The sequence below is a fragment of the Micromonospora sp. NPDC047753 genome, assembly GCF_040642735.1.
GTDB lineage: Bacteria > Actinomycetota > Actinomycetes > Mycobacteriales > Micromonosporaceae > Micromonospora.
In genome coordinates, this window is the sequence record NZ_JBEYSL010000053.1 from 1 (window position 1) to 21,836 (window position 21,836).

Below are 21,836 nucleotides of genomic sequence, written 5' to 3' on the forward strand. Positions count from 1 at the left end.
CCCTTCTTGCCGGAGATGCGCGCCCAGTCGTCGGGGTTGGTGGTGTTGGGGAGGTCTTCGTTCTCGCGGAACTCGTCGACGCAGGCGTCGAGCAGGTGCTGAAGGCGCAGCCCCTTGCGACCCGAGGTGAGGAACTCCTTGATGGCCATCTTCTTGCTCCGGTCGACGATGTTCTGGATCATCGCGCCGGAGTTGAAGTCCTTGAAGTAGAGAACTTCCTTGTCACCGTTGGCGTAGGTGACCTCGAGGAATCGGTTCTCCTCGGTTTCTGAGTACATCCGCAGCACCACGGCGTCGATCATCGCCGCGACGGTGGCCTGGGGGTCGGTGCCGTGTTCGGCCAGGTCGTCCGGGTGCAGGGGCAGCCCGGAGAGGATGTACTTGGAGAAGATGTCCTTGGCCGCCTCGGCGTCCGGTCGCTCGATCTTGATCTTCACGTCGAGGCGACCGGGGCGCAGGATCGCCGGGTCGATCATGTCTTCCCGGTTGGAGGCGCCGATGACGATGACGTTCTCCAGCCCCTCCACGCCGTCGATCTCGCTGAGCAGCTGCGGAACGATGGTGTTCTCCACGTCGGAGGAGACACCGGAGCCACGGGTTCGGAAGATCGAGTCCATCTCGTCGAAGAACACGATCACCGGCGTGCCCTCGCCGGCCTTCTCCCGGGCGCGCTGGAAGATCAGCCGGATGTGCCGCTCGGTCTCACCGACGTACTTGTTGAGCAGCTCCGGGCCCTTGATGTTGAGGAAGAAGCTGGTGTGCTTCTCCTTGCCCTGCCGCTCGGCGATCTTCTTGGCCAGCGAGTTGGCCACCGCCTTGGCGATGAGCGTCTTGCCACAGCCGGGTGGGCCGTAGAGCAGGATGCCCTTGGGCGGGCGGAGCTGGTGCTCACGGAACAGGTCCGCGTGCAGGAACGGCAACTCCACCGCGTCGCGGATCTGCTCGATCTGCGACTGGAGGCCACCGATGTCGCCGTAGTCGACGTCGGGCACCTCCTCCAGGACCAGCTCCTCGACCTCGCTCTTCGGGATCCGCTCGTACGCGTACGCCGAACGGGGCTCGATCATGAGCGAGTCGCCGGCCCGGATCGCCGAGCCGATGAGCGTCTCGGCGAGGTGCACGATGCGCTCCTCGTCGGAGTGGGAGACCACCAGCGCCCGGTCGCCCGGCCCGCCGTTCGGCCCCTCCAGGATCTCCTTGAGCATCACCACTTCGCCAACCCGCTCGTAACCGAACGCGTCGACGATGTTGAGCGCGTCGTTGAGCAGGACCTCCTGGCCGCGCCGCAGGTCACCCACATCGAGCGAGGGCGAGACCGCGACCCGTAGTTTGCGGCCACCGGTGAAGACGTCCACCGTGCCGTCCTCGTGCTTGGCCAGGAAGACTCCGTAACCGCTCGGCGGTTGCGCGAGCCGGTCGATCTCCTCCTTGAGCGTCACGATCTGCGTGCGAGCTTCCTTGAGGGTGCTCACCAGCCGGTCGTTGTTCTCGGTCAGCCGCGCCAACTGTGCCTGGGTGGCCGCCAGCCGCTCTTCGAGCTGCCGGACGTGTCGGGGGCTTTCGGTCAACTTGCGCCGCACCAGGGCGAGTTCCTCTTGCAGGAACGCGACCTGCGTGGAGAGATCGTGGGCTTCCTTCTCCCACCGTGCGGCGCGCGAGTCCGCGTCGTCGCTACGTGCTGCCACGTCCCACCTCCCCGGGGGGCTTGAACGTTCTGCCCTAACACTAGCCGCTATGAGGCCGATTCGGTCCCACGCAACACCCTCGTCACCGAACCTTGATCGCCAAGGGTGGCCTGACGGGCCGTTACCGGCGTTCGGGTACCGTCGGGGCGTGGCACGGGAGAACATGGGGGGTGCACAGGTGGCCGAGGTCGCGACCGACGAATTGCAGGTCTGGGTCGACCAGGACCTCTGCACGGGCGACGGGCTCTGCGTGCAGTACGCGCCGGAGGTGTTCGAGTTCGACATCGACGGCCTGGCCTACGTCAAGGGCGTCGACGGTGAGCTGCGGATGGCACCGGGCAGCCGGGTCGACGTCCCCGCGCACCTGCGACTCGAGGTGATCGACTCCGCGAAGGAGTGCCCGGGCGACTGCATCCACGTGGTGCGCGGCGACGGTGTCGAGGTCGCCGGCCCGGACGCCGAGGACGACTGACCCACCGGCCGGGCCGCGCGGCCCGGCCGGTAAGAACGGGGTACGCCTCAGAGCATCGGACGGCCGACCACCGAGGCGACCAACCGCGCGAACTCCTCCAACCGGGCGATCTGCCCGGCGCCGCCGTCGTCGAGGGTCTTGCCGAAGCGCAACGCGTCGTGCCGGGGCGTACCGGGAATCTCCTCACTCGGCGGCGCCTCGTCCAACGAGGTGAGCAGCAGGTAGACGTCGATGCTGTCGACCCGGATCTCGCCGCTCTCGGCACGGTTGAGTCGCCGCCGGCAGCCCACCTCGGTGACGGTGGAGACCGGCACCACCCGCAGCGACGAGGTCATCGAGCCCGGAGGGCCCTCCTCCGGCGGTACGTCCTCGCCGTGCCAGAGGATGAGCCGGCTGCCGTCGCAGACCACGACCTCCTGCCACACCCCGTTGACCTCGTTGACGAAGCGTTCCAGGGTGAAGCCGAGCACCGACGCGCCGCGCAGCACGCCGCCGAGCGCCTCCAGGGCGACGTCCGGGTCGCGCAGGTAGGCCCGCGCCGCCGACTCCAGGTCCTGGTAGGGCGACCAGTCGGGAAAGACCGCGGGGAGGTCTCCACCGCCGTAGCCCGGTCGGCTCATGCCAGCGTCTCCCCCTGCTCGGCGCTGCCGACACCCAGCTCGATGGTCACGGCCTGTCCATCTCCCCCGCACCGTTGGGTTGCGCGCCCGCCGCCTGCGCGGCGGCGGCCTGTCGGGCCGCCTCCGCCTCACGCAGGTCCTGACGGCGCTGCGCGTACGCCTCGGTGCCCTTGCTGGGCTTGCGGCGGCGCGGCGGCGCGGTGACCCCCGGGGCCAGCTTGCGAGCGGACACCAGGAAGGCGGTGTGCGCGATCATCCGGTGGTCCGGACGGACGGCGAGGCCCTCCGCGTGCCAGTCTCGCACCAGGGACTCCCAGGCCCGGGGCTCGGTCCAGCCGCCGCGCTCGCGCAGCGCCTCCACCAGCTCGGACAGCTGCGGTGTGGTGGCGACGTAGCCGATGAACACCCCACCGGGCACCAGCGCCCGCTCGACCATGTCGAGGGTCTCCCAGGGGGTCAACATGTCCAGGATGATCCGGTCGAAGCCGGTCTCCCGGCACTGCGCGACGTCGCCGACGTGCAGGTTCCACGAGGGGTGCGGCCCGTTGAAGAACGCCTCGACGTTGCGCTTGGCGATCTGGGCGAAGTCGTCGCGCAGTTCGAACGAGTGCAGCTCGCCCTCCGTGCCGACGGCTCGCAGCAGTGAGCAGCTCAGCGCGCCGGAGCCGGCGCCGGCCTCGAGGACCTTCGCGCCGGGGAAGATGTCGCCCATCGCCACGATCTGCGCCGAGTCCTTCGGGTAGATCACCTGGGCGCCGCGCGGCATGGACAGCACGTAGTCCGACAGCAGCGGCCGCAGGGCCAGGAAGGCGGTGCCCCCACCGGAGGTGGTCACCACGCTGCCGTCGGGGAGCCCGATCAGCGCGTCGTGGGCCAGGATGCCGCGGTGGGTGTGGAACTCCTTGCCGGGCTCCAGCGTCACGGTGTGCATCCGCCCCTTGGGGTCGGTCAGCTGGACCCGGTCGCCGGGCCGGAACGGCCCACGGTGCACGGGTGTCAGCGCCGGGCTGGCGGGGTCGGCGGCGACGGTGGAGGGAGTTGCGGTCACGGTGTCATCTTCCGGTTGGGTTCAAGGAGCTGTGCCAGGTCCGCGATGTGCAGAATGCCGACGACATCTTCGCCTGACGTCACCACGTACTGTGCGCCCGGGTAGGTCTGTACGGCCTCCATCACCCGCTCGCCGTCCCATCCGAGCGACAACGTGGGAAGAGTGCCCAGCGACCGGGCAACGGCGTCGACCGCCAACCACGGTCGGCGCTCGACCGGCACCGCGTCGGCGGCGGCCGGGTCGACCAGCGCCACCGGTCGACCGGTGGAGTCGGTGACCACCAGCGCGGCGTCGGACGGCCCGCTCTCGGCGCGGCGGCGCTGGGCCTCGGCCAGTGGCGTACCGGTGGACACCGGCCAGACCGGACGGGCCAGTCGGGCGAGGTCGATCAGCGGGAACCGGCGGCTGACCCGGGCGGCCCGGATCGACTGCCCGGCGCCACGCCAGAGGGTGACGGCGACCAGGAGCATCAGCGGCAGCGCCAGCGGCGCCAGCCGCCGCTCGACGGTGAGCAGCACCACCAGGGCCGCAGTGCCGACGGCGACGATCCGGCCGGCCCACCCGGCGACCTCGGTGCCGAGGTGCCGGTCGCGGGTCAGCCCCCACACCGCGGCGCGCAGCGCCCGGCCGCCGTCGAGCGGAAGCCCGGGCAGGCTGTTGAACAGGGCCACGATGACGTTGCTGACCGCGAGCTGGAAGGCGAGCTGGTGCGCCACCGTTCCCTCGGGCAGGGCGAGCGTGGCGGCGACCGCCAGGACGCCGAGCACAGCGGAGACCGCCGGGCCGGCCAACGAGACCAGCAGGTCGACGCGGGGCGACGGGGCGTCGCGGTCCATCTCGGTGTAACCGCCGAGCAGCTCCAGGGTGATCCCGCGCACACCGATGCCGTACCGCCGGGCGGTGAGGGCGTGGCCCAGCTCGTGCAGCAGCACCGAGCCGAGCAGCGACACGACGAACCCGAAGCCGATCAGGTAGCCGCTGAGCTGCGGCAGGTCCAGTTGTCGGCGGGCGAACTCGCCGTAGAGCACAGCGATGAGCACCGCGAGCAGGACCATGGAGCCGTTGAGGTACAGCGGCACCCCGAACACCTTGCCGACGTTCAGGCCGAGACGTCGGTCCGGTCGGCGCGGCGGCCTGGTTGTCTGCTCCATCGCCACGATGCTACGGACCGTCGCTGGGCGGGGCGGGCGGCGGTCGGTGTCACACCGGTGCCCTAACCTTTGCCGACATGACGGCGGAATCGGTCACCACCCCCCAACCCTCCCCCGCGGCGCAGGCGCCGCCGACGGTGCGGGCCTCGCTGTCCCCGTCGCGGGCGGCGGATTTCAAGACCTGCCCGCTGCTCTACCGGTTCCGCAGCATCGACCGGCTGCCCGAGCGCACCACCATCGAGCAGGCCCGGGGCACCTTGGTGCACGCGGTGCTGGAGCGCCTGTTCGACCTGCCGGCCACCGGCCGCACACCGGAGGCGGCCGGCGACCTGGTGGCTCCCCAGTGGGACCGGCTGGTCACCGAGCAGCCCGAGCTGGCCGGGATCTTCGACGGCGCGGAGCCGGCCGGCCCGGTGGAGTTCCTCCGCTCCGCCGCCGGGCTGTTGCAGGGTTACTTCGCGGTGGAGGACCCGACCCGGCTGGAGCCGGCCGAGCGCGAGAGTCTGATCTCCGCGGTCGTCGACGAGGAGCTGCTGATCCGGGGTTACCTCGACCGGCTCGACGTCGCTCCGGACGGCGCGTTGCGGGTGGTCGACTACAAGACCGGGGGTGCGCCGCGGGAGGCGTTCGAGGCGCGGGCGCTGTTCCAGCTGAAGTTCTACGCCCTGGTGCTGTGGCGCACCCGGGGGGTGGTGCCCCGGGTGCTGCGCCTGCTCTACCTGCGCGACGCCGAGGTGTTGGATTACACCCCGGACGCCGACGAGCTGGTCCGCTTCGAGCGCACCGTGGTGGCGCTGTGGCGGGCGATCGAGCAGGCCACCGCCCGGCAGGATTTCCGGCCCCGGCCGAGCCGGCTCTGCGACTGGTGCAGCCACCAGGCGCTCTGCCCGAGCTTCGGCGGCACTCCGCCGCCGTTCCCGGTCGCGGCGGCGGGCGCCGACCCGCTGCGCGACTCCCGAGCGGCCACTCCGGTCGCGCCGGGTGCCGACGAGTGACGGCCTCCTGAGCGACGCGTGCGCCCGGCCCGACGATTCAGGCCGCGGGATCGCCTGCCGCACGCCCACGACCCGACAGCAGCGGTGCCGCCGCGGTCGGGACAGGACGACCGGCTGGCCTCTACGGTGATCCGCGACGCACCGGCTCCGGTGCGCGAGGATGACCGGTGCGCGCCACGACGTCGGCGGGACGGGAGACCAGATGAGCGATCAGGCGCCCTCGGCGCGGCCGGTGCGGATCCTGCTCGCCGACGACCAGCCGCTGCTGCGGACCGGGTTCCGGATGGTGCTGGGCGCCGAGAGCGACCTGGACGTGGTGGCGGAGGCCGGTGACGGCGTGGAGGCGGTGGAGTTGTCCCGCCGGCTGCTGCCCGACGTCGTACTGATGGACATCCGGATGCCCCGGATGGACGGGGTGGCGGCGACCCGGGCGATCGTCGACGCCCGGCTGCCGGTACGCGTGCTGGTCCTCACCACCTTCGACCTGGACGAGTACGTGGTGGGCGCGTTGCGGGCCGGTGCCAGCGGGTTCCTGGCCAAGGACGTGCCGGCCGAGGATCTGATCGCGGCGATCCGCACTGTCGCCGGCGGGGACGCGGTGGTGTCACCTCGGATCCTGCGGCGCCTGCTGGACCGCTTCGCCGAACTGCTGCCCGACCCGGCGGCGACGCCGGCGGCGGCGCTCAACGCGCTCACCGACCGGGAGCGCGAGGTGCTCGTGCAGGTCGCCCGAGGGTTGTCCAACGCCGAGATCGCGACGGTCCTGTCGGTGAGCGAGACCACCATCAAGACGCACGTCGGGCATGTGCTGACCAAGCTGCGGCTGCGCGACCGGGTGCAGGCTGTGGTGCTGGCGTACGAGTCGGGGCTGGTCCGCCCCCGGGCGTAGTTGCGCCGGCTGAGGTACCTCACCCGGCGTACTCGAAGATCCCTCCGTGGGGGGACGGCCAGCGTTGCGGTCGTCACCTACCGTGACCGGAGACGGCTCGGTTCGGTTGACCCTCCTGTGGCGTCAGGTGCAAGTGTCGGTGCTGCCGCCGCTGTGTGGAAAAACGGTCGACCGGCCGTCGACTCAGGGGCAACCCTGATGCGATATGGGGGTGCACCCGCAGCGGGAAATCCGCTCCGGGTCCCCCCAGGGTCGGACGGGGCGGGCGTATTCGGCACCGATGATTGAACAGTCGCGCCGGACCATCGGGGGGCGGCGTGCATTTTCGGACAGACGGAAGAGGTAGATGACGTGACCGCGACGGTAGGCCAGCAGGCGCAGGCCGCGGCCCGGGCGAACGACGTGTGGAAGGTGTACGGCAGCGGCGAGGCTCAGGTCATCGCGCTACGGGGGGTCAGCGCGGAGTTCGAACGTAGCCGCTTCACCGCGATCATGGGCCCGTCGGGTTCCGGTAAGTCGACGCTGATGCACTGCCTGGCCGGTCTGGACTCGGTGACCCGGGGGACGGTGTCGATCGGTGAGACGACCGTCACCGGGCTGGGCGACGCGGGGCTGACGAAGCTGCGGCGCGACAAGGTGGGCTTCATCTTCCAGCAGTTCAACCTGCTGCCGACGCTGACCGCCAAGGAGAACATCCTGCTGCCGCTGTCGATCGCCGGACGCAAGCCGGACCCGGCCTGGTACGACACGGTGATTGAGACGGTGGGGCTGAAGGACCGGCTGGACCACCGCCCGGCGCAGCTCTCCGGTGGACAGCAGCAGCGGGTGGCGTGCGCGCGGGCGCTGGTCTCCCGCCCCGAGGTGATCTTCGCGGACGAGCCGACCGGCAACCTGGACTCGCGCTCCGGCGCGGAGGTGCTCAACTTCCTGCGGAACTCGGTCCGGGAGCACGGCCAGACCATCGTGATGGTCACCCACGACCCGACGGCCGCCGCGTACGCCGACCGGGTGGTCTTCCTCGCCGACGGTGAGATCGTCTCGGAGCTGATCGAGCCGACCGCCGAGACGGTGCTGGACACCATGAAGAAGCTGGACACTCCGGCCGAGGTGGGCAACTGATGTTCCGCGCGACGCTGAAGAGTCTGCTGGCCCGTAAGGTCCGGCTGATCCTGTCCGGCCTGGCGGTGGTGCTCGGGGTGATGTTCGTCTCCGGCGCGTTCGTGCTCACCGACACGCTGGGTCGCTCCTTCGACTCGGTCTTCGCCGACGGTTTCTCCGAGATCGACGTGAACGTCGCGGCGAAGCCGAAGGTGCAGGTCAACGAGCTGGAGGGCGAGCAGACCGCCGCCCCGCTGCCGGCCGCCCTGGTGGACCGGGTGAAGCAGGTGCCGGGGGCGGCGTCCGCGACCGGTGTGGTCAACGCCGACGGCGCCCGGGTGATCGGCAGCAACGGCAAGGTCGTCACCTCGTTCGGCCCGCCGCAGTTGGGCGAGAACTGGACCGGCGAGAGCGATCTGCTGAAGCTGCGTGAGGGGCGTGCGCCGCAGGCCGAGGACGAGATCGTCATCAACAAGGCGTTGGCCACGGCAGCGAAGGTGCAGGTCGGCCAGAGGGTCGGTGTGCTGACCGCGTTCGAGTCGAAGAAGCGGGATTTCACCCTGGTCGGCGTCTTCGGTTACAGCGGTGACCGGGACTCGATCGGCGGCGTCAACGAGGTCTTCTTTACCACGCCGGTGGCGCAGCGGCTGATGCTGGGCGAGCCGGAGGTGTTCAGCAGCATCACCGTGCAGGCCGCCGCTGGGGTCTCTGACGAGAAGCTTCGCGACGACGTGGCCCGCACCCTGGGCGCGGACTTCGAGGTGAAGACCGGCGAGCAGGTGGCAGCGGACGCCTCGGCCAGTCTGAAGGAGGGGCTGTCCTTCTTCAACAAGATCCTGCTCGGCTTCGCCGCGGTGGCGCTGCTGGTGGGCACCTTCCTGATCCTCAACACTTTCTCGATCATCGTGGCGCAGCGGACCCGGGAGTTGGCGCTCATGCGCGCCATCGGGGCCAGCGGCCGGCAGATCATCGGTTCGGTGGTGCTGGAGGCCGTCGCGGTGGGGTTGATCGCGTCGGTGCTCGGCCTCGCCGCCGGCATCGGGGTGGGCGCGCTGCTGGCGTTCCTGTTCGGCAAGCTCGCCGGTGGGCTCACCCTGGCCGGGATCGGCGTGCCGGCGGCCGCGGTGATCGGTTCGTTCGCCGTCGGTCTGGTGATCACCGTGGTGGCGGCGTTGCTGCCGGCGCTGCGGGCGTCCCGGATCCCGCCGATCGCGGCGATGCAGGACGTGGCCACTCCGGACCGGCCGTTGACCAAGGTCACGGTGGCCGGGTCGCTGGTCACCGGCGTCGGCGCGGTGCTGCTGTTCCTCGGGCTCAGCGGCAACGCCGGCGGTCAGACGCTGTCGACCATCCTCGGTGGCGTGCTGTTCGCCTTCATCGGGGTGGCCCTGCTGACCCCGTTGATCAGCCGGCCGGTGGTGAGCCTGCTGGGTGTGATCTTCTCCTGGTCGGTGCCGGGCAAGCTGGGCCGGCTCAACTCCGGGCGCAACCCACGTCGTACGGCGATCACCGCCGCCGCGCTGATGGTCGGCATCGCGCTGGTCACCGGCGTCACGGTGATCCTCGACTCGGCCAAGGGCAGCATCAGCGCGCTCGCCCAGGACACCATCAAGGCCGAGCTGGTGATCGCCGGTCAGCAGGGCGGCCCGCGTCCGCCGACCTTCGACCCGGGTGTGCTGGACCAGGCCAAGGCCCTGCCCGGTGTGCGGTTGGTCGACGGCGAGTACGGCGACATGGGGCGGATCGACGGCGAGAGCACCTGGGTCGCGGCGAGCAGCGACATCGCGTCGCTGCGGCAGATCTTCGGCGCGAAGCCGACCGCCGGTGACATCGACCGGCTCGGGCCGACCCAGATGCTCGCCAGCTCGGACACGGCCACGTCCCGTGGCTGGTCGGTGGGCTCGACGGTCAACGTGCAACTGACCCGGGGCGAGGCACGCACCTACACGATCAGCGGCATCTACGAGTCGTCGCAGCTGACCAACCCGGTGACGCTGCCGGCGACCGCGGCGAAGGACTTCGCCATCCCGCAGCCCATCCAGGGCTTCATCCAACTGGACCCGGGCACCCGGGTGTCCGACGTCCAGCCGCAGGTGGAGGCGTTGCTCGCGGACAGCCCCGAGGTGTCGGTGGCCGACCGGGACGCGTTCATCAAGCAGCAGACCAGCTCGCTCGACGGGCTGCTCACGATGATCCAGATCCTGCTCGCGCTGGCCATCGTGATCGCCGTGCTGGGCATCATCAACACCCTGGCCCTGTCGGTGCTGGAGCGGACCCGCGAGCTGGGTCTGCTGCGGGCGATCGGCCTCCGCCGGTCCCAGACCATGGGCATGATCACCGTGGAGGCGGTGGTGATCTCGGTGTTCGGCGCGCTGCTCGGCGTGGTGGTGGGCACCGGCCTCGGCGCCGCTGTGGTCGAGGCCCTCAAGGACGAGGGCATCACCGACCTGATCCTGCCCTGGGGGCAGATGGGTGTCTTCCTCGGTCTGGCCGCCATCATCGGCGTGGTGGCCGCGGTGCTCCCGGCCGTCCGGGCGGCCCGGATCAACGTCCTGGGCGCCATCGCCCACGACTGATCGGACAAATAAGGGAGGCCCTGCTGACGCGCTCGCGTCAGCAGGGCCTCCCTCTTTGCTTCAGGCAGCGGCCCGATCGGTCAGCAGCGCCGCGAGCAGCGCCAGGTCCACGCCGGTCAGGCTCTCCACCTGGTGTACGCCGACAGTGCTCGGCAACGCCACCTCCGCCGGTACGGCCAGGACCGCCGCGCCCGAGGCGACCGCGCTGGCCACCCCCGTCGGTGAGTCCTCGATCGCCACGCACCGCTCGATCGGCACACCCAGCAGCCGGGCGGCGGTCAGGTACGGCTCGGGGTGCGGCTTGGCCGCCACCACCTCGTCGCCGGCGACCACCGTGTCGAAGTTGTCCCGACCGAGAGTGTCCAGGGCGATCTCGACGAGCGCCCGGGGGCTGGAGGTGACCAGCGCGGTGGGGATGCCCGCCGCGCGGACCGCTCCCAACAGGTCGAACGCGCCCGGCTGCCAGCGCAGACCGGTGCGGAACAGCTCCAGGATCCGGGCGTTGATCCACGCCGCGCTGATCTCCGGATCCCGTTCGGGCTGCCCCAGGTCGTCGTGCAGGATGCGCATCGACTCGGCCATGGCGGTGCCGATGATCGACTGGCGGGCGTCGACGGAGAGTTCCCCGCCGTACTCCTTCGCGAGTTCCTGCAACGCGACGTCCCACAGCTTCTCGCTGTCGACCAACGTGCCGTCCATATCGAAGAGCACAGCGGCGGGGTGATGGCTGCTCAGCGGAACCTCCAGGGTCGTGACCGACACCGGCGATCCTGCCAGCAGCCGCGGGGGCCGGTGGCGGCAACGGGCGTCAGGGTGATCCGGGCAACCCTGTTCAGCCCAGGTCGCACTCCTTCAGGGAACCCTCGTAACCCCGGAAGAACCTGTCGGTGCGCTGCTCGGCGGTGCCGTGCGCCCCTTCCGCGAACCACGGCTGGTCCGGGTCGTCGCCGACCGCCGCCACCCCCTCCCGGAACTCGTCCAGGTCGCCCTCGGCGAGGGTCAGGGTCCCCGAGCGCACCGAGTCGCCGAGGTACGCCCCGGCCATGCAGTCGGCCTGCAACTCCTGCTGGATGGTGAAGCTGTAGTTGATGCCCAGCCGCACCTGGATGGCGTGCGCGTACTCGTGCCCGAGCAGGTAGAACACGAACGCGTCGCCGACCTCGCGGAACGCCGCCACCGACCAGGCGACGTCGTACGCGATGAAGTCGCCCTGCGAGCAGTAGACGGCGTTGTTGCGGGGCAACGCCTGTCCGCCGCAGGACACCTCGCCGTCACGCTGGTACGGGATGATCCGCCGGATCGGTCGGAACCGCTGCCCGGACTCCTTGAACTGGGCCGCCCAGTACCGCTCGGCGATCGCCTGCGCGTCGGCGACGTCCTGCTCGAACTCGGCGACGCTGGTGGTGCTGTCGGCCCGGGTGGTGCCCGGTCCCGGTGACGCTGCCGGCGGGTTCGCCCCGGGGCGCTCGGCCTCCGGCTCGGCCAGCCCACCGCCTGCGCAGGCGAGGGAGACCAGTGCGGCGATCAGCAGACCCGCCACCGGGCCCCGCGCGTCGCGTCCGAACCGTGCCCCCACTGTGCCTCCCCAGACATCGGTGCTCGCGCTGCGATGTACCCCGACGATACGACCGCCACGCCCATCACCGGTTCTACGCAGGGTGGGGACGGACGGTTCACGCCGATCAGCTCGGTGCTGTTATGGCGGCGCCGGGGGCGGCGGGTTTGCTCGGCGCAGGGGCCGCGGGGTCCTCCTCAGGGGGCGGTGCCGGGCCGGCAGAATGCCAGCTGTGGGTTGTCTCCGTCCGGGGAGGGAGGGGCCGGTCGTGGTGCACGAGTTGGGCAGTCGCAGCCGACGTCAACCGGCGCCGGCGCACGTCCTGTGGAGGTCGCTGCGCGACCCGTACGAGGCCGGCAGCCGGCCCTGGCTGGAGTTGCGCGACGACGAGGTGCCGCCCCGGGTGGTGGCCGGCTACGCGCCCGTGCTGCTCGTGTGGTCGTCGCTGTGGCCGCACCGACCGTTGGACCGGATCCGCTTCGACCTGACGGCCGGGCAGCCCGGCGGGGACTGCGCGCTGCGCTGGACGCTCACCACCGACGGCGACCTACCAAGCGAGAGCACCCTCGGGCACCTACGCCACCGCCTCAACTACCTGATCAACGACCGGCTCCGCCGCTCGTACGGCCAGTAGCGTCGCTCAACCGCTCGATTCCCGACCGCGATGCCAGGTGTCACCCTGGTCACCGTGCCGCTCGGCCTCGTACCTGTGCTGGCGACTCCGAGCCTCCCGCCCAGCCGCCGGATCGTCCCCGACGTCCGCTCGCCCTCGCCGAGCCACAACGCCGTACGCCACCCCCGCCGCGACGACGAAACCCCCCACCACCACCCACACCACAGTCATGCCGCCAACCTAAGCCCCACCGGCCACCCGCTCGCCCCGGTGATCATGAAGTTAGCGTCATCCTGCTCGGCGTGTCGTGACGCTAACTTCATGATCACCGATTCGGGTTGGGGTGGTGTGTCCGGAGGGCGGGGGTTGGGTTCGACGTTTCGGTGGGTGCCGCAGTGGTGCCTCGCGGAGGAGGGGGAGACATTGTGAAGTACATGATTTTGCTCTACGGGTCGCAGCAGGACTACGACGTGCTGTCGGGGCGGGCTTCGGACCGGCCGGCGATGTCGGCCGAGCAGATCGCGGCGATGCACCAGCACATGGAGACCTTCCACCAGGCGCTCGCCGAGTCCGGGGAGTTGGTCGACGCCCGAGGCCTGAGCGAGCCGGTGCACGCCCGCCGGGTGCAGGTGCGCGACGGGGCGCCAGTGGTCACCGACGGCCCGTACCCGGAGACGCAGGAGGTCCTCGCCGGTTACACCATCGTGGAGTGCGCCAGCTTCGACCGGGCCACCGAGATCGCCGCCGGCCTGGTCGACCCGGACGCCCCCGGTGGGTACGTGGACGTGCGCCCGGTGCTCGACGGTGTCGAGGACCTGGCCGGCTGACCCGGTGCCGGAGACTCCCGCCGAGGGCCTGCTGCGCGAACTGGCGCCGCAGGTCCTCGGCGCGCTGGTCCGCCGCTACGGGCACTTCGACACGGCCGAGGACGCGGTGCAGGAGGCGCTGATCGCCGCCGCGCACGGTTGGCCGCGCGACGGCGTACCGGAGAATCCGCGTGGCTGGCTGATCACCGTGGCGTCCCGTCGGCTGACCGACCTGCTGCGGCGCGAACAGGCCCGGATGCGACGGGAGGACACGGTGGCCCGGTGGGTGCTGCCGGAGCAGTGGCGCGCCCCCGCCGCCGACCGTCCGCAGGCGGACGCCGACGACACGCTCATCCTGTTGTTCCTGTGCTGCCACCCGGCGCTGTCGGCGGCGTCGCAGATCGCGCTCACCCTGCGGGCGGTGGGCGGGCTCAGCACCGCCGAGGTGGCGCGCGCGTTCCTGGTTCCGGAGGCGACGATGACCCGGCGGATCAGTCGGGGTAAGCAGCGGATCCGTGACAGTGGGCTGCGGTTCGCGCCGCCCACCGGCCCGGAGCGTGCCGACCGGCTCGCCGCCGTGCTGCACGTGCTCTACCTGATCTTCACGGAGGGGTACGCCCGCACCGCCGGGCCCGGTCTGCTGCGCGCCGACCTGACCGCCGAGGCGATCCGGCTGACCCGACTGGTGCGCCGGCTGGTGCCCGAGGACCCCGAGGTCACCGGGCTGCTCGCGTTGATGCTGCTCACCGATGCCCGCGCGCCGGCGCGGATCGGCCCGCACGGTGAGCTGGTGCCGATGGCCGAGCAGGACCGCTCCCGGTGGCGGGCCGACCAGATCGCCGAAGGCGTCGAGCTGATCACCGGGGCGTTGCCGCGCGGGGTGGTCGGGGCGTACCAGCTCCAGGCGGCCATCGCGGCCGTGCACGACGAGGCGCCCAGCGCGGCGGCCACCGACTGGGCACAGATCACCGCGCTGTACGAGGTGCTTCTCGGGATGTCCGACAACCCGGTGGTGGCGCTCAACCACGCGGTGGCGGTGGCCATGAGCCGGGGCGCGCCGGCCGGGTTGGCGCTGATCGCCGACCTGGCCGACGACCCGCGCCTCGCCGACGACCCTCGACTGCCGGCCGCTCGCGCCCACCTGTGGGAGCTGGAGGGTGAGCGGGTCGCCGCGCGGGAGGCGTACCGGATGGCGGCGGCGCGCTCGACGAACCTGGCGCAGCAGCGCTACCTGAACGCCCGCGCGGAGCGCCTCGCGGGCGACCCGCCGCCCGCCGGCTGACCCGCACGGGCCGTGCGGGCCACGAAACGAGCCGGCGGGCCATGCGGGTCACGGGCTGAGCCGGCGGGCCATGCGGGTCACGGGCTGAGCCGGCCGGCCGTGCGGGTCACGGGCTGGCGGCCAGGAAGACGAAGGCGGCCATCAGCACCAGGTGTACGCCGCCCTGCAACACGTTGGCCCGGCCGGGCACCACAGTGAGGACGGCGGTCACGGCGGTGAGCGCGAGCAGCGTGAGCTGGGTGCCGCCGAGGCCGAGCAGCAGCGGGCCGTCCAGCCAGATCGAGGCGATCGCTATGGCCGGGATGGTCAGGCCGATGCTGGCCATCGCGGAGCCGAGCGCGAGGTTCAGGCTGGTCTGGACCCGGTCTCGGCGGGCGGCGCGGGCGGCGGCCAGGGTCTCCGGCAGCAGCACCAGCAGGGCGATGATCACGCCGACGAACGCGTGTGGCAGGTTCGCCGCCGCGACCCCGGCCTCGATGGTCGGCGAGACCGTTTTGGCGTCGCCGACCACCGCGACAAGCGCCACCAGCAGCAGGACCAGGCTGACCATCGCCGCGCGGGTCGTGGGCGGCTTGGCGTGCTCCTCCGTCTCGATGACCTTGCCCCGGCTGTCGACCGGCAGGAAGTAGTCGCGGTGCCGGCCGGTCTGCACGAGCACGAACAGCCCGTACAGGGCCAGCGACGCGACGGCGGCGAAGACGAGTTGAGCCGGGCTGAACTCCGGGCCGGGGCGGGCCGTGGTGAAGCTGGGGATGACCAGGCTCAGGGTGGCCAGGGTGATCACGGTGGCCAGGGCTCCGCCGGTGCCCTCCGGGTTGAACACCGCGACGCGGCGGCGCAGCGCCCCGAGCAGCAGGGACAGACCCAGTATTCCGTTACACGTGATCATGACGGCGGCGAAGACGGTGTCCCGGGCGAGTGACTGGGTCTTCTCCGGCCCGCTGATCATGAGCGTGACGATCAGGGCCACCTCGATCACGGTGACCGCGACGGCGAGCACGAGGGACCCGTACGGCTCTCCCACCCGGTGGGCGACCACCTCGGCGTGGTGCACCGCCGCGAGCACCGCGCCGCCCAGCAGCACCGCGACAACCACGATGACGGGCCCAGGCAGGCTCCGCCCCCAGGTGACCATCAATATCAGGACGGCGAGCACAGGTACGACGAACGTCCAGTCGGTCAGGCGGGAGCGAAGGAGGGCGGCCATGCCATAAAGAGTGCCAGGTCAAGTGATCATGTGCCCACCATCGACGCGGCGCCATGCGGCGGCCAGTGGCCTTCACCACGCCAACCCGTAACCCATAGGTTACGCTTTCCGGGTGGACGAGGTGGCCACCGCGATCGCGGACCCGGTACGACGGCACATCCTGACCCTGCTGCGCGACGAGCCGTTGTCCGCTGGTGACATCGCCCAGCGATTCGTGATCAGCCGACCCGCGATCAGCCGCCACCTGCGGTTGCTGCGTGAGAGCGGTCTGGTGCACGACGAGATGGTCGGCCGACAGAGGATCTACCGCCTCGATCCGCGCCCGCTCGCCCCGCTGGTCGACTGGCTCGCCGCGCTCGCGGCCACCGACCGGTGGGAGCGGCACCTCGACGCGCTGGAGACCGAGGTCTATCGCACCCGCCGAGAGCGCCGCCGCCGCGGCCCGGCGGAGCACCGAAGGGAGCACACGGCATGACCCGCACACCCGCCGGACGCCTGTTTCACACCGACACCGGCCACGATCTCGTCCTCACCCGAACCTTCCGCGCTCCGGCAGCGGACGTCTGGGCCAGCCTGACCGAGCCCGAGCGTACGGCCCGCTGGTTCGGCCCGTGGGAGGGCGACGCCGGCCCCGGCCGGACCATCCGGGTCCAGATGGCGTACGAGGAGCAGCAGCCGTGGTGCGAGATGCGCATCGACGCGTGCGAACCGCGGCAGCGCCTCGCCGTGTCGATGGTCGACGACCACGGCAGCTGGCTGCTGGAGCTGTCACTGACCGAGACCGACGGCACCACCGAGCTGCGTTTCGTGCAGCACCTCAGCAGCGTGGAGGGGATCGCCGAGGTGGGCGCCGGTTGGGAGTACTACCTCGACATGCTGGTCGCCTCCCGGGACGGTTCGCCCCGCCCCGAGTTCGACGACTACCACCCGGCGATGCAGCAGTACTACCAGGGGCTGGTCGCTGCGGCTGGCTAGGGGTCGAGGGCCCGCCGCAGCCTGGCGAACTCGGCGGTCAACGCCGGCAGCGGGAAGTGCGCGTTCAGGCCGCTGGGGTTCGGCAGCACCCAGACCTGGGCCGGCCCCAGCCGGTCCGGTCGCGGGCCCAGCCCGGCCTTCGGTCGGGCGAAGGCGATGCGGTACGCGCTCACCCCGAGGATCGCCACCCAGCGCGGCCGGTAGCGCTCGGCCTTCACCGCCAGCCCGGTCACCCCGGCCACCAGCTCCTCCGAGGTCAGCTCGGCGGCGCGGGCGGTGGCCCGGTTGCTCAGGCTGGTGATGCCCAGACCCTGCTGCAGCAGCTCGTCGCGTTCCCACGAGTGCAGCTGGCGGTCGGTGAAGCCCGCCCCGTGCAGAGCCGGCCAGAATCGGCTGCCCCGGCGGGCGAACGGCTCCCCCACGGCGGCCGAGTAGAGGCCCGGGTTGAAGCCGCAGAACAGCACACGCAGCCCGGGGCCGATGATGTCCGGCAGACCCCGGCCGGCCGCCGCCACCACCTCCTGCGGGGTCGGCCGCCGCGCCGGCCCCGGTCTCTGCGCGTCCACCCCACCGATCCTGCCGTACGCCCCGGTGCCGGACCCGACGCACGCTTTGACACCCTCAACGGATGCAGTCAACCGACCACCTCGCCGCCAGCCGTTACGCGCGGATGCGCTGGAACACTCCACTCTCGCCGGAGCACGCCGCGTTGCTGCTGGAACGGCTCGACGTCCGGCCCGGCGCGCGTGTGCTCGACCTCGGCTGCGGCTGGGGTGAGCTGCTGCTGCGGGCGGTCGCCGCCGGTGGTGTCTCCGGCCCGGTTCCGACGCGCGGCGTCGGCGTCGACACCGATGAGGCCGCGCTCGACCGAGGGCGGCGGCTGGCCGCCGGGCGGTCGCTGAACCGGCACGTCGCCTTCGTGATGGGGGAAGCGGCGACCTGGCAGGAGCCGGCCGACCGGGTCCTCTGCATCGGCTCGGCACACGCCTTCGGCGGCACCGAGGCCGCCCTCGACGCCCTCACCGCCGTGGTCCGGCCCGGCGGGCGGCTGCTGTTCGGCGACGCGTACTGGGAGCGGTCCCCCACGGCGGAGATCGCCGAGGTCTTCGGCCCGGAGGTTCCGACCCTGCCCGGGCTGGTCGAGGCTGCCCACCAGCGGGGCTGGCGGTTGCTGCACCTGAGCACCGCCGATCAGCGGGAGTGGGACGACTTCGAGTCCACCTGGCTCGCCGGGCGGCAGGAGTGGCTGCTGGCGTACCCGGAGGATCCCCGTGCGGCCGAGGTCCGCGCGGAGCTCGACGACCGGTTGCGCGAGTACGTCGGCGGTTACCGGGGTGTCCTCGGCCTCGGCTACCTCGTCCTCGGCCGCTGACCGTCAACAGTTGACGCCGCTGGCTACGCTGCGCGTGGTGAGCGCCGGATCTCGCCCCGCCCTGCCGTGGCGGATCCTCGTCGTGGCCGGCGCCGCCGTGCTGGTGTGGCTGGTCCTGGGCGCTCTGCTCGGCCCGGCCTACGACCGACTGACCCATGCGATCGGGGCGGTCCTCACCACCGCTGTCGTCGTACCCCTGGTGCTCGTCGCCCGTCGTGTCCTGGACCGTCGGCCCTGGGCCGGCCTCGGGCTGCCGTCGCTGCGCGCCGGCTGGCGGCGTCTGCTGTTCGGGATGGCCTGCTGGCTCGTCCCCGCCGCGGCGGGGTTCGCGCTCTGCCTCGGTCTCGGCTGGGTCGAGATCGGTGTCCGGACGTCCGTCGCAGACGCGCTGCGGGTGGCGGCGCTGCTGGTCGTGCTGGTCTTGCTCAAGGAGGCGCTGCCGGAGGAGCTGGTCTTCCGTGGGTACCTGCAACACCACCTCGCCACCCGGTTGCCCGCCTGGCAGGCGGTCATCGGGCAGGCGGTGCTGTTCACAGTCTTCGGGTTCCTCATCGGGGCGGCCAGATCCGTCGACCGGCTGGCGCTGTTCTTCGTCTTCGCGTTGCTGCTGGGCGCCTTCCGTGCCGCCACCGGCGACATCTGGGCCGGCATCGGCCTGCACGTCGCGTTCCAGACGGTCGCTCAGCTGTTCGGCGACGTCGGGGCGGTCTTCGATGTGGTCGGCGCGAACGTCCTGGGCGTGGTGGCCATGGGGGCCGTTCCGTTCTCGGTCAGCTGGATCGTTTTGCGACACCGCTACCGCGACCACCTGAACTGGAACGCCCTCGCACCGGAGCCGGCGCGTCAGAGCGGCTGAAGCCTGGGCATTCGGCCACCGGTCCGACCGGCGTGCGGAAGAGTGGCGGACGAGAACTGTCGACGAGCGAGCGACGGCACGGCGTCGTGCGGAGGTTTTCGGATGAGCGACACGTCTTCGGTCAAGAGGGCCCGCAACGTCGTCCTGGTCCACGGCGCGTACGCCGACGGCTCCTCCTGGTCCGACGTCATCCCGATCCTGCAGCGGGCCGGGCTCACGGTCACCGCCGTGCAGAACCCGCTGACCTCGCTGGCCGACGACGTCGCGGCCACCAACCGCGCCCTCGACCGGCAGGACGGGCCAACCGTGCTGGCGGGCCATTCCTGGGCCGGCACGATCATCAGCGAGGCCGGCAATCATCCGACGGTTACCGCTCTGGTGTACGTCGCGGCCCGCGCGCCGGACGCCGGGGAGGACTACGCCGCGCTCGCCGCGAAGTTCCCCACGCCGCCGGCGAACGCCGGCCTCGTGCACCACGACGGGTACGCACAGTTGAGCGAGAACGCCTTCCTGAGCGACTTCGCCGGCGGTGTCGACGAGGCCCGCGCCCGCGCTCTGTACGCGGTGCAGGGGCCGATCGCCGACGACCTCTTCACGGGCCGCACGACGACGGCCGCCTGGCGGGACAGGCCCTGCTACTACTCGATCTCCACGCAGGACCGCACGATCGCGCCGGAGCTGGAGAGGTTTCTGGCCGACCGGATGAACGCCACGACCATCGAGGTCGAGTCGTCGCATCTCGCCATGGTCACCCACCCGGAGACGATCGCCGACCTCATCCTCATGGCGACCACTGGCACCCGCGGGCCCGCATAGGTGACCGGGACCAGCCGTGCCAAGCCCGGTCGTCTGGGCAGGTCAGGTCAGGGCGCACGCGGATCCGCAGTACGGGCAGAACGCGCGCTTGGCGTTCGAGGTGACTTCGATGTCGCACGACAGGCAGCGGCCGTTCTCCCACAGACCCTGGTCGATCCCGAGCCCTCCGTCGTAGTGGTCGCGATCAGGCCAGGCGACCAGTTCGACGTTGAGGCCCGGCTCGACGTCGTCGGCGAAGTAGGTGACGCTGGCCAGGTTCAGCGCCGTTCGCATGCCGTACGCCTCCTCGGTGAAGTGCGGTAGGGCACGGCGGAGGACGTCGACGAGCTCGTGGACCGGCAGCGCCATGAGTTGCCCTGCGAGGCGTTCTCGATCTTCGTCGGTGCTCATGCCGCCCACCATATGTCCCACCTCCACCGTGTCGTGGGCCGTGCGCGGGCGCACCCGGGCCGCAACCGGTGGGGTTGACGGGGCGCATACATCGGAGGTTTACTGCGTCAGCGATACCAATCGATGAATTTTGACCGTCCACAGTGTTTCGGCGAGGTCATCGACTGTTCCACCCCACCACTCCTCCATCACCCCACCACCCCGCAGCACCTCAGCCGAGCATCGGCGGCCCGGCTTCCGCACCACCGCCACCATGGCCCCTGGCCTGCCCATGCGCACCGGCCTGAGGTCGACGCTCAGCAGAGGAGCAACACCATGCGTTCCCGTCCCCGCCTGTTGGCACTCGTCACCGGCCTGGCAGTCATGCTGGCCAGTCTGGTCGCCCTGCCGACACCCGCCTCGGCGGCACCACTGACCAAGGTCCTGGTGTTCAGCAAGACCGCCGGCTTCCGGCACTCGTCGATCCCCAACGGCATCGCCGCGATCCAGCAGCTCGGCTCGGCCAACGGCTTCACCGTGACGTCGACCGAGGACGCTGCCCAGTTCACCACCTCCAACCTGGCCCAGTACCAGGCGGTGGTGTTCATGTCGACGACCGGCGACGTCCTCAACGCCAGCCAGCAGACGGCCTTCGAGTCGTACATCGCCGCTGGTGGCGGCTACGTCGGCGTGCACGCCGCGGCCGACACCGAGTACAGCTGGCCGTGGTACGGCCAACTGGTCGGCGCGTACTTCGACTCGCACCCGGCGATCCAGAACGCGACGGTGCGGATCGAGGACAACACCAACCCGTCGACGGCGCACCTCGGGGCCACCTGGGTCCGCTCCGACGAGTGGTACAACTACCGCACCAACCCCCGGTCCACCGCTCGGGTCCTCGCCAACCTCGACGAGTCGTCCTACAGCGGCGGCAACATGAGCGGCGACCACCCGATCACCTGGTGCAAGGCGTACGGCGGCGGACGGGCCTGGTACACCGGCCTCGGGCACACCGAGGCGTCGTACACCGACCCGAACTTCACCCGGATGCTTCTCGGTGGCCTCCAGGTCGCCGCGGGCTCCGTGACCGCCGACTGCTCGCCGCGCACGACCACCCCGCCGCCCACAGTCAGCGGTTCCACCCTGCGGGCCCGCGCCAACAACCAGTACGTCAGCGCGCCCAACTCGACCACCGCTCTGATCGCCAACAAGACCTCGGTCAACACGAGCGAGCGGTTCGACCTGGTCAACCTCGCCAACGGCAACGTGGCGCTGCGGGCCAAGAGCAACGGGCAGTACGTCGCGGCCGAGAACGCCGGGGCAGCAGCGCTGATCGCCAACCGGGGCAGCGCCGGCGCCTGGGAGACGTTCCAGCTGGTCCGCAACTCCGACGGCACGGTGAGCCTGCGGGCCACTGTGAACAGCCGGTACGTCTCCGCCGACAACGCGGG

The 21,836-nt window shown here is 71.2% G+C and carries 24 protein-coding genes; 14 read left to right on the forward strand and 10 right to left on the reverse strand.

The window, feature by feature from the left end:
- Positions 1 to 1,685: proteasome ATPase (gene arc / locus ABZ749_RS07225; RefSeq protein ID WP_357223801.1), on the reverse strand; the 1,685-nt coding region annotated here is incomplete at its 3' end.
- A 178-nt stretch (positions 1,686 to 1,863) separates the two neighbouring features.
- Between arc and ABZ749_RS07230 the strand changes: the two genes are divergently transcribed.
- Entirely contained in the window at positions 1,864 to 2,157 is a 294-nt protein-coding gene (locus ABZ749_RS07230) for a ferredoxin (protein WP_266242041.1), read from the forward strand.
- 47 nt (positions 2,158 to 2,204) lie between these two features.
- On the opposite strand, the gene ABZ749_RS07235 is transcribed toward ABZ749_RS07230, so the two are convergent.
- From ABZ749_RS07235 to ABZ749_RS07245, 3 genes are read right to left on the reverse strand one after another with little or no spacing between them, the layout of a single operon-like run.
- Positions 2,205 to 2,777, reverse strand: a complete 573-nt coding sequence (locus tag ABZ749_RS07235; RefSeq protein WP_357223804.1) for a hypothetical protein — start codon at positions 2,775 to 2,777, stop codon at positions 2,205 to 2,207.
- A gap of 46 nt (positions 2,778 to 2,823) precedes the next feature.
- Complete coding sequence (locus ABZ749_RS07240) at positions 2,824 to 3,777, reverse strand: tRNA (adenine-N1)-methyltransferase (RefSeq protein WP_355008031.1); 954 nt, start codon at positions 3,775 to 3,777, stop codon at positions 2,824 to 2,826.
- Between the two features lie 44 nt (positions 3,778 to 3,821).
- Positions 3,822 to 4,976 (reverse strand): site-2 protease family protein, encoded by a 1,155-nt coding sequence (locus ABZ749_RS07245; RefSeq protein ID WP_357223807.1) that lies wholly within the window; start codon positions 4,974 to 4,976, stop codon positions 3,822 to 3,824.
- A 77-nt stretch (positions 4,977 to 5,053) separates the two neighbouring features.
- On the opposite strand from ABZ749_RS07245, the gene ABZ749_RS07250 reads away from it, so the two are divergent.
- The 4 genes from ABZ749_RS07250 (at position 5,054) to ABZ749_RS07265 (ending at position 10,534) form a co-directional block, all read left to right on the forward strand.
- Entirely contained in the window at positions 5,054 to 5,971 is a 918-nt protein-coding gene (locus ABZ749_RS07250) for a PD-(D/E)XK nuclease family protein (RefSeq protein WP_357223810.1), read from the forward strand.
- A gap of 202 nt (positions 5,972 to 6,173) precedes the next feature.
- Positions 6,174 to 6,860 (forward strand): response regulator transcription factor, encoded by a 687-nt coding sequence (locus ABZ749_RS07255; RefSeq protein WP_355007938.1) that lies wholly within the window; start codon positions 6,174 to 6,176, stop codon positions 6,858 to 6,860.
- A 351-nt stretch (positions 6,861 to 7,211) separates the two neighbouring features.
- On the forward strand, positions 7,212 to 7,979 hold the full coding sequence (locus ABZ749_RS07260; RefSeq protein WP_357223813.1) for an ABC transporter ATP-binding protein: 768 nt from the start codon (positions 7,212 to 7,214) through the stop codon (positions 7,977 to 7,979).
- Complete coding sequence (locus ABZ749_RS07265) at positions 7,979 to 10,534, forward strand: FtsX-like permease family protein (RefSeq protein ID WP_357223815.1); 2,556 nt, start codon at positions 7,979 to 7,981, stop codon at positions 10,532 to 10,534. Before ABZ749_RS07260 ends, ABZ749_RS07265 begins: the two co-directional genes overlap by 1 nt.
- A 60-nt stretch (positions 10,535 to 10,594) precedes the next feature.
- Here the strand turns inward: ABZ749_RS07265 and ABZ749_RS07270 are convergent, their stop codons facing one another.
- Both ABZ749_RS07270 and ABZ749_RS07275 read right to left on the reverse strand, forming a co-directional pair.
- Positions 10,595 to 11,245, reverse strand: coding sequence for an HAD family phosphatase (locus tag ABZ749_RS07270; RefSeq protein ID WP_357223853.1), 651 nt, complete (start codon positions 11,243 to 11,245; stop codon positions 10,595 to 10,597).
- Between the two features lie 121 nt (positions 11,246 to 11,366).
- Entirely contained in the window at positions 11,367 to 12,110 is a 744-nt protein-coding gene (locus tag ABZ749_RS07275) for a neutral zinc metallopeptidase (RefSeq protein ID WP_355007936.1), read from the reverse strand.
- A gap of 247 nt (positions 12,111 to 12,357) precedes the next feature.
- Between ABZ749_RS07275 and ABZ749_RS07280 the strand changes: the two genes are divergently transcribed.
- Positions 12,358 to 12,723 (forward strand): hypothetical protein, encoded by a 366-nt coding sequence (locus ABZ749_RS07280; protein WP_357223819.1) that lies wholly within the window; start codon positions 12,358 to 12,360, stop codon positions 12,721 to 12,723.
- 6 nt (positions 12,724 to 12,729) lie between these two features.
- On the opposite strand, the gene ABZ749_RS07285 is transcribed toward ABZ749_RS07280, so the two are convergent.
- Positions 12,730 to 12,933, reverse strand: a complete 204-nt coding sequence (locus ABZ749_RS07285) for a hypothetical protein (RefSeq protein WP_357223822.1) — start codon at positions 12,931 to 12,933, stop codon at positions 12,730 to 12,732.
- Positions 12,934 to 13,136: 203 nt separating this feature from the next.
- Here ABZ749_RS07285 and ABZ749_RS07290 point away from each other — a divergent pair, with 203 nt between their 5' ends.
- Positions 13,137 to 13,529: a YciI family protein gene (locus ABZ749_RS07290; RefSeq protein ID WP_357223856.1), complete on the forward strand. Its 393-nt coding sequence runs from the start codon at positions 13,137 to 13,139 to the stop codon at positions 13,527 to 13,529.
- 4 nt (positions 13,530 to 13,533) lie between these two features.
- Entirely contained in the window at positions 13,534 to 14,790 is a 1,257-nt protein-coding gene (locus ABZ749_RS07295; protein ID WP_357223825.1) for a DUF6596 domain-containing protein, read from the forward strand.
- 106 nt (positions 14,791 to 14,896) lie between these two features.
- Here ABZ749_RS07295 and ABZ749_RS07300 read toward each other — a convergent pair whose 3' ends face one another.
- Positions 14,897 to 15,997: an ionic transporter y4hA gene (locus ABZ749_RS07300; RefSeq protein ID WP_145782033.1), complete on the reverse strand. Its 1,101-nt coding sequence runs from the start codon at positions 15,995 to 15,997 to the stop codon at positions 14,897 to 14,899.
- Between the two features lie 112 nt (positions 15,998 to 16,109).
- On the opposite strand from ABZ749_RS07300, the gene ABZ749_RS07305 reads away from it, so the two are divergent.
- Together ABZ749_RS07305 and ABZ749_RS07310 are read left to right on the forward strand one after the other, a co-directional pair.
- Positions 16,110 to 16,472 carry a metalloregulator ArsR/SmtB family transcription factor gene (locus ABZ749_RS07305; RefSeq protein ID WP_357223829.1) on the forward strand — a complete coding sequence of 121 codons (363 nt, stop codon included), beginning with the start codon at positions 16,110 to 16,112 and terminating at the stop codon, positions 16,470 to 16,472.
- Positions 16,469 to 16,972, forward strand: coding sequence for an SRPBCC family protein (locus ABZ749_RS07310; protein ID WP_357223832.1), 504 nt, complete (start codon positions 16,469 to 16,471; stop codon positions 16,970 to 16,972). The genes ABZ749_RS07305 and ABZ749_RS07310 overlap by 4 nt, the downstream gene beginning before the upstream one ends.
- On the opposite strand, the gene mug is transcribed toward ABZ749_RS07310, so the two are convergent.
- The gene (gene mug, locus ABZ749_RS07315) at positions 16,969 to 17,538 is read right to left on the reverse strand and encodes a G/U mismatch-specific DNA glycosylase (protein WP_357223835.1); all 570 of its coding nucleotides are present in this window, start codon (positions 17,536 to 17,538) and stop codon (positions 16,969 to 16,971) included. The genes ABZ749_RS07310 and mug overlap by 4 nt on opposite strands.
- A gap of 62 nt (positions 17,539 to 17,600) precedes the next feature.
- On the opposite strand from mug, the gene ABZ749_RS07320 reads away from it, so the two are divergent.
- The 3 genes from ABZ749_RS07320 to ABZ749_RS07330 all read left to right on the forward strand — a co-directional run bounded on the left by ABZ749_RS07320 (position 17,601) and on the right by ABZ749_RS07330 (position 20,016).
- On the forward strand, positions 17,601 to 18,344 hold the full coding sequence (locus ABZ749_RS07320) for a methyltransferase domain-containing protein (RefSeq protein ID WP_357223839.1): 744 nt from the start codon (positions 17,601 to 17,603) through the stop codon (positions 18,342 to 18,344).
- A gap of 37 nt (positions 18,345 to 18,381) precedes the next feature.
- Positions 18,382 to 19,200 (forward strand): type II CAAX endopeptidase family protein, encoded by an 819-nt coding sequence (locus ABZ749_RS07325; protein ID WP_357223841.1) that lies wholly within the window; start codon positions 18,382 to 18,384, stop codon positions 19,198 to 19,200.
- 102 nt (positions 19,201 to 19,302) lie between these two features.
- The gene (locus tag ABZ749_RS07330; RefSeq protein ID WP_357223844.1) at positions 19,303 to 20,016 is read left to right on the forward strand and encodes an alpha/beta hydrolase; all 714 of its coding nucleotides are present in this window, start codon (positions 19,303 to 19,305) and stop codon (positions 20,014 to 20,016) included.
- A gap of 42 nt (positions 20,017 to 20,058) precedes the next feature.
- On the opposite strand, the gene ABZ749_RS07335 is transcribed toward ABZ749_RS07330, so the two are convergent.
- Positions 20,059 to 20,406: a hypothetical protein gene (locus ABZ749_RS07335; protein WP_357223847.1), complete on the reverse strand. Its 348-nt coding sequence runs from the start codon at positions 20,404 to 20,406 to the stop codon at positions 20,059 to 20,061.
- A 315-nt stretch (positions 20,407 to 20,721) separates the two neighbouring features.
- Between ABZ749_RS07335 and ABZ749_RS07340 the strand changes: the two genes are divergently transcribed.
- Positions 20,722 to 21,836: ThuA domain-containing protein (locus ABZ749_RS07340; RefSeq protein WP_357223850.1), on the forward strand; the 1,115-nt coding region annotated here is incomplete at its 3' end.